This window comes from Paenibacillus forsythiae T98 (assembly GCF_000520735.1).
Taxonomy (GTDB): domain Bacteria; phylum Bacillota; class Bacilli; order Paenibacillales; family Paenibacillaceae; genus Paenibacillus_AQ; species Paenibacillus_AQ forsythiae.
In genome coordinates this window covers 1-9,559 of the sequence record NZ_ASSC01000115.1, presented here as the reverse complement: position 1 = coordinate 9,559, position 9,559 = coordinate 1, and the positions used below count along the sequence as shown (strand labels likewise).

11 protein-coding genes and 1 other RNA gene are annotated in these 9,559 nt (G+C 52.5%); 8 read left to right on the top strand and 4 right to left on the bottom strand.

Annotated elements, in window-relative coordinates:
- Window positions 1–307 precede the first annotated feature (307 nt).
- The 3 genes from L692_RS0103950 to L692_RS0103945 all read left to right on the top strand — a co-directional run bounded on the left by L692_RS0103950 (window position 308) and on the right by L692_RS0103945 (window position 2,000).
- Window positions 308–1,141 carry a YesL family protein gene (locus L692_RS0103950; protein WP_025697408.1) on the top strand — a complete coding sequence of 278 codons (834 nt, stop codon included), beginning with the start codon at window positions 308–310 and terminating at the stop codon, window positions 1,139–1,141.
- Window positions 1,142–1,253: 112 nt separating this feature from the next.
- A non-coding RNA gene (gene ssrS / locus L692_RS31020) (6S RNA) lies at window positions 1,254–1,445 on the top strand.
- Window positions 1,446–1,610: 165 nt separating this feature from the next.
- On the top strand, window positions 1,611–2,000 hold the full coding sequence (locus L692_RS0103945; protein ID WP_025697407.1) for a DUF1499 domain-containing protein: 390 nt from the start codon (window positions 1,611–1,613) through the stop codon (window positions 1,998–2,000).
- Window positions 2,001–2,199: 199 nt separating this feature from the next.
- On the opposite strand, the gene tpx is transcribed toward L692_RS0103945, so the two are convergent.
- Window positions 2,200–2,718, bottom strand: a complete 519-nt coding sequence (gene tpx / locus L692_RS0103935) for a thiol peroxidase (RefSeq protein WP_025697406.1) — start codon at window positions 2,716–2,718, stop codon at window positions 2,200–2,202.
- Window positions 2,719–2,845: 127 nt separating this feature from the next.
- On the opposite strand from tpx, the gene L692_RS0103930 reads away from it, so the two are divergent.
- Entirely contained in the window at window positions 2,846–3,475 is a 630-nt protein-coding gene (locus L692_RS0103930; protein ID WP_025697403.1) for a rhomboid family intramembrane serine protease, read from the top strand.
- A 47-nt stretch (window positions 3,476–3,522) separates the two neighbouring features.
- Entirely contained in the window at window positions 3,523–4,437 is a 915-nt protein-coding gene (locus tag L692_RS0103925; RefSeq protein ID WP_025697402.1) for a LysR family transcriptional regulator, read from the top strand.
- A gap of 52 nt (window positions 4,438–4,489) precedes the next feature.
- On the opposite strand, the gene L692_RS0103920 is transcribed toward L692_RS0103925, so the two are convergent.
- On the bottom strand, window positions 4,490–5,158 hold the full coding sequence (locus tag L692_RS0103920; RefSeq protein WP_025697401.1) for a zinc metallopeptidase: 669 nt from the start codon (window positions 5,156–5,158) through the stop codon (window positions 4,490–4,492).
- A gap of 32 nt (window positions 5,159–5,190) precedes the next feature.
- Complete coding sequence (locus tag L692_RS0103915; protein WP_036721865.1) at window positions 5,191–5,619, bottom strand: MerR family transcriptional regulator; 429 nt, start codon at window positions 5,617–5,619, stop codon at window positions 5,191–5,193.
- Between the two features lie 293 nt (window positions 5,620–5,912).
- Here L692_RS0103915 and L692_RS0103910 point away from each other — a divergent pair, with 293 nt between their 5' ends.
- From L692_RS0103910 to L692_RS0103900, 3 genes are read left to right on the top strand one after another with little or no spacing between them, the layout of a single operon-like run.
- Window positions 5,913–7,298, top strand: coding sequence for an ammonium transporter (locus L692_RS0103910; protein ID WP_025697397.1), 1,386 nt, complete (start codon window positions 5,913–5,915; stop codon window positions 7,296–7,298).
- Between the two features lie 27 nt (window positions 7,299–7,325).
- Window positions 7,326–8,405, top strand: coding sequence for a DUF294 nucleotidyltransferase-like domain-containing protein (locus tag L692_RS0103905; protein WP_025697396.1), 1,080 nt, complete (start codon window positions 7,326–7,328; stop codon window positions 8,403–8,405).
- On the top strand, window positions 8,402–9,151 hold the full coding sequence (locus L692_RS0103900) for an exonuclease domain-containing protein (RefSeq protein WP_025697393.1): 750 nt from the start codon (window positions 8,402–8,404) through the stop codon (window positions 9,149–9,151). Before L692_RS0103905 ends, L692_RS0103900 begins: the two co-directional genes overlap by 4 nt.
- On the opposite strand, the gene L692_RS30485 is transcribed toward L692_RS0103900, so the two are convergent.
- Window positions 9,133–9,559: M67 family metallopeptidase (locus tag L692_RS30485; protein ID WP_025697392.1), on the bottom strand; the 427-nt coding region annotated here is incomplete at its 5' end. The genes L692_RS0103900 and L692_RS30485 overlap by 19 nt on opposite strands.

The window sequence follows — 9,559 nt, the reverse complement described above, 5'->3', positions numbered from 1 at the left end:
AGCGGAAGCGGCGGATACAAAGGAAGCCGTGAAAGCTCCAACTACCGCGGCGGAGAACGCAAATTCCAGCGTCCGGCTGACGGCGAACGCCGTGCGCCGAAGCGTGAGGATTCTTTTGATATTTAAGCTTGCCTGGGTATGACGAGAATGGAAGGCGGGTGCGCATGAGAAGGCGCGCCTGTCTTCTTTTTTTAATTAACGGCATGAAAATCCACCATCAAACTTGCGTGCCCCGGGCTATGGAAATGATACGGTGAAATAAGGTATAGTTAAGCTATGCAGTAGCGATGAGACAGGAGGAAGGAAAGTGGAGTTTAAAGGAGCAATGGGCGGTTTATACCGCATTACGGAGTGGATTTCACGCATAGCGTTCAGCAATGTGCTGTGGACCCTGTGTTCATCTCCGTTTTTGTTTTTTATCGTGATGAAGATCATGTTGCTGGCGACGAACCAGGGGGGAGCTAACGAGCAGGTCGTTTTAAACTGGGGCCTTGCCATCGCGGCTCCGTTTACCGTTTTTCCGGCAACGTCGGCGCTGTTCACGGTCGTTCGCAAGTGGGTAATGGGCAATACGGATGTCAGCACATTCAAGACTTATTTTCAAGGGTATAAGGAAAATTACCGGAAGAGCATGCTTGGCGGCCTGATCTACACGCTCTTGTTCGCCGTGATGTATCTGGATGTAACGATTTATATGACGCAGATGGCCGATTTTAAAATCATTGGTATTTTGATGCTTGTTCTGATGATTGTCCTTATGGTGTCGATGTTCAACTTTTTTTCTACCGTCGTTCATTATCAGATGACCTTCAAGCAAGTGATAACCAACTCCATTCTGCTGACCATCGCCCGCCCCATCCGGGTGTTTACAACGCTCCTGGCCGGGGTTGTGCTCTCATACATCGGTTTGAGATATCCCGCGCTCTACTTTGTATGTATTCCTACGTTAATCGCCATGGTCGCTTTCTTTAATTTCTATGCAACCTACAACAAACTGCAGCTGCAGGCGGAAACGAAGAAGCGTCAGGAGGAAGAGGCTCTGGAAGCTGGACGCAGCGGGGAGAACGAACAATCGGAAGATATTTCGGAGGGGATCAGCCCATCCAAAGAGACGCCGAACGAGGAGCAGCCGCGCCTTTAATTTGCGCCATCCCGCCGAAGACGGTGATCCTGGCATCAAAAGAAATATCGTTTCATGTAAAATTAAGCGCATACAAGGTTTACTTTTTCGTTAAAACGCAATATAATAGGGCTAAATCCTGCGATGTACGTTATCGGCTGCTCGTTGTTTTGAACCAATGATAATGTCTTGGGAGATCTACATGAAGCGCAGCTGAAAGGCCCTGTCTATATGACAAGGGGACTTCAAAACCGCAACTGCGATCACCCACCTGCTATTGCAGGTTCAGAAGACACTGTAGCCGGACGGCATAGGCGGGTTTTCTTTTATCGTGTACGAAGGCGCCCAAGTTACCCCGAGCGGGAGACTGGGCGCCTTCTTGTTTGTCGAAATGCGGACGGGTCTTGAATAAATAAGCATTCTACTTTTGTTCCCGGGGCAAGAGTGATACACTGAAATAAGTGAATTTGGGAGATGAGGGGGAAGTAAGTTGTCTTTAAAAAGAACCTTGGTCGGCTTGTTTCGCAGCCATGAAGGAACGAGCGACCGCGCCAAAGAACCCGCTTTGAAAACGCGCTATTACAACCTCACCAAAGAAAAGGGATGGGAGGAAGTATCCTCTACCTTAAAGAAAATTCCAGGCTTTCGAGTTCTTCATGAGGTTCAATCCGTAGGAGAGATTACGCTGGAGAAAAAGACGGCCTTCGGTCGGACGCTGGATATTACCGTTTCCGTGCTTAATACATCACCGACACGGTGTGCGGTCGACGTCTATTCGGCTTCACGGGGTTCACTTGGCGACCTCGGCTCGAACTACCGCGTGATTCAACGTCTGTATGAGACGCTGGACAAGAAGCTAGGCAAACATAAGCTCGATTAACCGTAATTAAATTGCTACGTCTGGACCGTGCTGCGTCTGGACCGGGCGGAGAAATGCCTGCATTGTATGCGCTTATATTATGGAAGAAACAAATTTACCCATCTTTGCCAGGATGGAAATTGGCTTGTTTTTGCTTGCAAAAAAGCGGGAGAAGGTATGCCTTCTTCCGCTTTTAAACATGAAAGTGCAAGTTCGCTGATTATAGCAAGCTCTTGACCGCGCTAATAGCGGCTTCATAGTTCGGATGCTCCGCCATTTCGCCCAGATATTCCACGTATGCGATCTTGTCATCTTTATCAATGACGAATATAGCGCGCATATCCAGCTTGAATTCCTTGATCAGCACCCCGTAGGCTTCGCCGAAGGCGTTCGATTTATAATCCGAGAGCGTAATGACGCGGTCAATTCCTGCGGCTCCGCACCAGCGGGCCTGGGCGAACGGGAGATCGGCGCTGACAGTGAGAATGACAACCTCGTCGCCAAGCTCGGCGGCTTCGCTGTTAAACCGCCGGGTTTGCGCGTCGCAGACGCCGGTATCCAGAGAAGGGACTACGCTGATCAGCTTTACTTTGCCGCTGAAGTCCTTCAAGGAAGCATCCTCCAGCAGATTTTTACTGAGAACAAAATCGGGAGCCTGATCGCCAGCGCTCAGCTTCGGTCCTATAAGAGTAATCGGATTTCCTTTAAAAGTGGCTGCGCCTGTTCTTTCTTGCGTCACTGGTTATTCCTCCTTGAACTAACAAAATTGGCTTGTTGCCGCCTCAATAAATTATAATCTTTTTAATGAGACCCTGTCCAACCGAAGGACGTATTATAGAACAAGATCGAAAGAGAAGGGTGGCGCCATGATATTTATTCGTTATGAAAATTGGAGAAGCTATCTGAAATTTTATCCCGTTACCAGCCTTATCCTTCTGGCAAATATCATCATGTTTATCGTGCTGGTGTTGAACGGCGGCTCGACCAATCCGGATACCCTGCTGCGCTTTGGAGCTATGACGGATGCCGAAGCGCAAAGCGGTGAGTTGTGGAGGTATGTTGCCTCTATTTTTCTGCATAACGGGTTTACTCACCTGTTGTTCAACTGCTTTGCGCTGTTGGTATTTGCGCCGCCGCTTGAACGGCTCATCGGCTGGTGGCGCTATGCGCTGCTGTATGTGGCGGGTGGAGTTGTCGGCAATATTGTGTCCAATGGAGCATGGGGGGGCGGCCCCGGGGATGTGGTGACTGTATCGGTCGGCGCCTCGGGGGCGATATTTGCCGTCTATGGCGCGTTCATGTATATCGCCTTGCTGCAGCGTCCCATGATGGATGAGGGCTCACGGAGGACGCTCTACGGACTCATGACAATGGGGATTATTACGTCCTTCGTTATGCCAAATGTAGACTGGGCCGCCCATATTGGCGGTTTAATCGGCGGATTCTTCCTGTACGGCCTCTTTATACGGGTACTGCCCCGCAGGCGGCAGCGATGACGGGAATGATCCGGCGAGAAAGAAGTGCAGGACGGAGGGATTAGGGCGTGGAGCTTAGACAACTGCAGTATTTCTTGAAGGTTGCCCAGAAGGAGCATGTGACCAAAGCGGCGGAGGAGCTGCATGTGGCGCAGTCGGCGGTCAGCCGGCAGATTCACCTGCTGGAGCAGGAACTGGGCATTGATCTGTTTATGCAAAAAGGAAGGAATCTGCACCTTACACCGGTAGGACAGCTGTTCTGCAAGCGGGTGGAGACGATCCTGAAGGATCTGGACCGGTCCGTAGCTGAAATACATGAATTTCTGGACCCGGAGCGGGGGGAGATCCGGATCGGCTTTCCGAACAGCGTGGGAACCCATTTGATTCCTGCCATCGTCGCCGAGTTCCGCCAGCATTACCCGCATGTCAAATTCCGCTTTAAGCAGGGGATGTATCCCTCTTTGATCAAGGATGTGCTCTCGGGCGAAGTCGATTTGGCCTTTATATCGCCCTGTCCGGACAGCGATGAGCAATTGATTGGGGATGTGGTGATGACGGAGGAGCTGTTCGCGATCCTTCCCCAGAATCATCCGCTTGCGGAGGAGAAAATTATACGTCTGGAACAGTTGAAGGATGAGCAGTTCGTATTGTTCAGTCCGGGCTACTCGCTCCGCCCTATCGTCTGGAAGGCGTGCCTGAAAGCGGGATTTACGCCGCAGATCGCGTTTGAGGGCGGAGAGACGGACACGATACGCGGCCTCGTCGCGGCGGGAATGGGGGTCAGCCTGCTGCCGGAATTGGCGTTGTCCCACACGAATTCGCTTCAACCGGCTCAGGTGAGAGTGGAAGCGCCTGCGGTTACCCGCACAATCGGACTTATCCACCGTTCGGACGGCAGATTGCCGCTGGTTGCGCGCTCGTTCAGGGCTTTTCTGCTGACTTATTTCAGAACGCGGCAAAATAATACCCCGGTCGGCTCCTAGAGCCTTCCGGGGTTGTTTGTTGCAAAATACCAAAATGCAACAAGCGTGCAGGTTAGTCGCGGTTGCTGGTATAGACCATAATCAGGCGAAGCAGTTCGAGCACGGAGACGAGAGCGGCGGCAACATAGGTCAGCGCTGCGGCGTTAAGCACTTTGGCGACTCCGCGTTCTTCCTCGTTCCGGATAAAGCCCTGTTCCACCATGACCTGGCGGGCCCGGTTGCTGGCGTTGAATTCCACCGGCAGCGTTACAAGCTGGAAGGCTACAGCCGCCGAGAAGAAAATGATGCCGAGGCCGATCAAGTTCAAGGAGCTGAACAGGAAGCCGGCGAGCAGCATGAACGGAGCAACGCCCGAAGCGAAATTGACGACCGGGAACATCCGGTGGCGAAGCACCAGCATCGGATAGTGAACCTTGTGCTGGATAGCATGCCCGACCTCGTGGCAGGCCACGGAGACGGCTGAAATGGAGCGCTCGTAGTATACGGGCTCCGACAAGCGGACAACCCGGTGAATCGGGTCATAGTGGTCGGTAAGCGCCCCGTGAACGGGTTCAATCGGAACATCGCCAAGGCCGTTCGCATCCAGCATTCGTCTTGCGGCCTCGTAGCCGGTCATTCCGTTTTGATTGGCCACCTGAGCCCATTTGTTAAAGGTTCCCTTCACCCTGAATTGGGCCCACAACGAGAAGAGAAAAGCTGCTATTACCAATAAATACATCATTCACCTATTCCTCCACTTTCTGATCGATTAAATTAGATTGGCGGCACTTGAGACAATAGAAGGCGTATCGCTTCTATGCAGGCGGCTCCCTGGGGAATCAGATGAGCCAAGGCCCGCCTGGCCTGTCCCGGCTTCATCTTGTTCAGCGCAGGTTCAAGCGCCTTGACCTCTCGCCGGAGCTGCTGCATATGGGCTTCAAGCTCTGCCAGCTTGCCGGATACATCGTGATCGGGGGCAGCTGTGTTCCATCGCGCCAAAATGGACTTGATTTCTTCCAATGTATATTTTTCTTGTTTCAATTGATTAATACGTTCCAGAGTATCCAAGGTTTCATGGCTGTACAGCCGATAATTTTTCATGCTTCTTGTCTCGGGCTGGATCAGCCCAAGTTTAGTATAATAATCGATGGTACGCTCACTGATCTGAGCCGCCTTGGCCAGCTCGCCGATCCGGTATAGCATTATATCCCCATGCTGCTCACCTCCGCGGAAAGGAAAGGTTCGTGCCCCGGTTGAAGGGCGCCGTATTTCCTTGATTTAACTATAATGATAGCAAACCGAAAACCGTACAGTCAAACGTCATGCTTTTAATAAGGATATTCATAAAATACCCGGTTGATGCTGCTAATTATTTACTAAAAATTTATTTCTCTTTTCGTGAAAAATACTCTTGTCAATTTTGCTTCGTTTTGCTTATAATGACATTAAGAGTTTCATGATTTGTTAGAATATATTACATAGGGGAGTGGGGAGTAATGAAGAGAAAGTGGTTATGTTTTGTGTTAGCGATGCTAACGCTGACGATTTACCCGGTCAGCGCTTTCGCCGCTGACGGTCCTACTGCTCCGGACCTGCAGATTGGTCTGGACACAGCTTTTACTTATTTGGCGTTTATTCTGGTATTCTTTATGCAAGCTGGCTTTGCCATGCTGGAAGCGGGTTCGGTTCGAATGAAGAACGCGGGCCACGTAGCCGGCAAGACGGTGCTGACGCTGGCGATTGCCAGCATCTGCTTCTGGGCGCTGGGCTTTGGCCTGGGCTTCGGCAACGGCAACAGCTTCTTCGGTACAACGGGCTTTGGATATGGCGGAGATTCGATGGCTTCTTCCTTTGAATCGCTGGCATTCTCCGATGTAACGCTGAACGTGAAATTCCTGTTCCAAATGGCGTTTGCTGCTGTTTCGCTTGCCATCGTCTCCGGCGGTATGGCGGAACGCGCGAAACTTAGCGTATATATTATCTTCGGCATTTTGTTCTCCGTCTTTATCTATCCGGTTGTTGCTCACTGGGTATGGGGCGGCGGCTGGCTGGCGACGATGGGCATGCAGGATTACGCCGGTTCGACAGTAGTCCATCTGACGGGTGCAACGGCTGCGGTAGTCGCTACCATCCTGCTCAAACCGCGTCTTGGGAAATTCAACAAAGAAGGCAAGCCGGTTATTATTCCGGGACATAACCAAGTATTCACGGTTCTCGGTGTTATCATTCTGTGGTTCGGCTGGTTCGGCTTCAACCCAGGCAGCGCACTGAGCCCAATGGGCGGATTCTTCGGATATGTAGCCCTGACCACGAACATTGCGGCGGCAGCGGGTGGTCTTGCCGCTCTGGTAGCCTCCTGGCTGTACTTCGGCAAGTCTGACATTCCGGCCATGCTGAACGGCGTTCTGGCTGCTCTCGTAGCCATTACCGGCGCCTGCGCCTTTGTTGAGCCTTGGGCTGCCTTTATTATCGGTCTTGTAGCGGGCGCATTTACGTTCATGACTTCGCAATGGCTGGAGCGCGCGGGTCTTGACGATCCGATCTACGCTTTCTCCGTACACGGCATCGCCGGTATGTGGGGCGCGGTATCCACCGGCTTGTTCGCGACTCCTGAGCTTGTAGACACAGTAGGCATCGGTAAAGCCGGTCTGTTCTATGGCGGCGGCGTACACCAGCTTGGTGTTCAGGTTCTCGGTGTCATCGGAACTTTTGCCTTCGTAGCCATCCTGTCCTTCATTTTCCTGTATGTCATGAAGCTGGTAAGCGGCATTCGCGTAACGGAAGAGGAAGAGTTGATGGGTCTGGATATCAGCGAACATGGCACTTACGGTTATCCTGAGCAAATGAAGCTGGTTACGGAATCCGAATCCCAAAAGAAATAAGAATATCAGGTCAGGGAGGCGGACCGATTGACGCAGGCGGATTCTGACGATTGGGACTATGAAGCATCTTATAAGTCCATCGTAACATCCGGTTCGCCGCAGGAGCTGAAGACAAGGCGCATAGCCTGTCAGAGCATTCTCCTGAAACAGTTGAATGTTATCCCGATTGAGGAATGGATGCTGCGTGTCAACGCGATGCATGATGCTATCGCGGAAGCGGCGGTTGCTTTATCCGAGGCGCAGATGATTGAGGCGGGCCATGGCCCGCCTCCCTGCGCTTATTCCTTTATTGTGTTCGGCAGCGCGGGGAGAAAGGAAACGACGCTCTGGAGCGATCAGGATAACGGGCTAATTATTGCAGGAGAACCGGAGGAAGCAAAGGAGAAGTATTTCGAGGAATTCGGATACAGGCTTTCCGCACTGCTGGCTGATATCGGATATGAGAAGTGCGAGGGCAAGGTCATGTGCTCGGAGTCGATGTGGCGCAAGACTCTGCATGAGTGGAAGGTGCAGCTTACGGGCTGGAGAACCCAGTTTGAATGGGAGCCTATTCGATATCTGACGATCTGTTCCGATATGCGGCATATTGCGGGGGACCGAAGCCTCTCCGAAGAATGGCTGAATTTTTACCATGAAGGATTCATTGACAACCCCAGGCTTTGGGCGGCGGTTCTGCGAAATACCGTCCGTCATAAAGCGACGCTCAATCTTCTCGGGCAGGTGCTCACCGAACGGTTCGGGGATCATGCGGGGGGATTTGACGTCAAATACGGGCTATACATTCCATTGGTTAACGGTGTGAGATATTTTGCTTTGCAGCATGGAATCCGCGAAACTTCGACGTTGGAAAGACTGGAGATCCTGAGCAGGGAGTACCGGCATTTGCCGGAAGGTGTGCGGAGCGCGTTCCTGACGGCGCTCAAGATGAGGGTCAATACTCCTTATTTGGTCCAAGACGGTCTCTTGTCGGGCAGTGATTATGCATCCGAAAATGATCTGAGGAACAGGCAACTGATGTCCGAGCTGCGAGACAGCTTACTGCTGGTCAGACGCATTCATCGCGTTCTGCAGCGCCAGCTCCGGTCAGCGGAAAGGAGACAGCTATGAAGGAGCCGAACAAAGGCGGCGGGTTCTGGAACAACTTGAGACATGGCGGAATGCCGTCTGCGATCGCTTCGATTCGTGGCGGAGAATCCGCACAGCAGACCGCTCAGCAAATGGCTTTTATCCGGTCGCTGATGCGCGAGAAACGTCGTCCGGAGGTGCTGCATACACCGCTGTCCGAGCTGGAGACTATCGTGTTCGATTTGGAAACGACCGGCTTCTCCAGTCAGCATGGGGATGAAATTCTGTCATTCGGCGCAATTAAGGTTGTCGGTGAGGAAATTATGGAGGACGACTGCTTCTACACGCTTGTGAACTGTCAGACCTCCATTCCGGCGAATATTACCGAATTGACGGGAATTACCGAAGAAATGTGCAAGGCAGCCCCTTCGCTTATTGACGGGCTTCATAATTTTATGTCCTTTGTAGGAAAAAGAGTTCTGGTCGCCCACGCCAGCGCGCATGACAAATCGTTTCTGAATGCGGCCTTGTGGAAGACTTCCAAGGTGCAGCTCACCCACCGCGTGCTGGATACGATGATGCTTGCGCGTTGGCTGGAGCCAAACCGGGGCCAGTACACCCTGGATGAGCTGCTGACGGTGCATGGCATCCCGATTTGCGGACGACATAACGCGCTGGAAGACGCCAAAATGACGGCTAAGCTCTGGGTGTCTTACCTGCGAGAGATTTCCCTGCACAAGCAGGTAGAGACACTGGGCGATCTGTACGCTTACTTGAGCAGAACCTGAAGGTTCGCTTGAATCAGCGAAACGGACAACACCCCTTCTTCGGTTCGGGTGCGCTGAATGCCATACCCGTTCAGAAGAAGGGGGCTCGCTGGCTCGGCGCCGGGAGCGCCAATTAAATATACCGCGAAATGGTCCCCAAGGCCGGTGAGTCCGCGCAGATCGGAGGAAGAGGGCTGAGGGGCCGCACGCGGATGGGAGTGAAACAGGCCGACTGGAGGCGGCGACAGATAAAGCGCCGAGATCCAGTCAGCCGGGTGCGGGACAAAAGCATGCAGCGGGTCAGGCGCTACGTTGCGCATGGGCACGTAGGTGTCGATGCGCATGCCGCCCGCTGCGGCAGCACCCAGCAGGACTCCGCATGCTTCATGCGGGAGAACGGATGCCAAATGCTTCCCCAGCGCTTGGTAT

Bases quoted from the DNA above. Each gene is read 5' to 3' on its own strand.
- L692_RS0103930 (WP_025697403.1), top strand. From the start codon at position 2,846: ATGATATTTATTCGTTATGAAAATTGGAGAAGCTATCTGAAATTTTAT.
- L692_RS0103920 (WP_025697401.1), bottom strand. From the start codon at position 5,158: ATGATGTATTTATTGGTAATAGCAGCTTTTCTCTTCTCGTTGTGGGCC.
- L692_RS0103915 (WP_036721865.1), bottom strand. From the start codon at position 5,619: ATGCTATACCGGATCGGCGAGCTGGCCAAGGCGGCTCAGATCAGTGAG.
- L692_RS0103910 (WP_025697397.1), top strand. From the start codon at position 5,913: ATGAAGAGAAAGTGGTTATGTTTTGTGTTAGCGATGCTAACGCTGACG.
- L692_RS0103900 (WP_025697393.1), top strand. From the start codon at position 8,402: ATGAAGGAGCCGAACAAAGGCGGCGGGTTCTGGAACAACTTGAGACAT.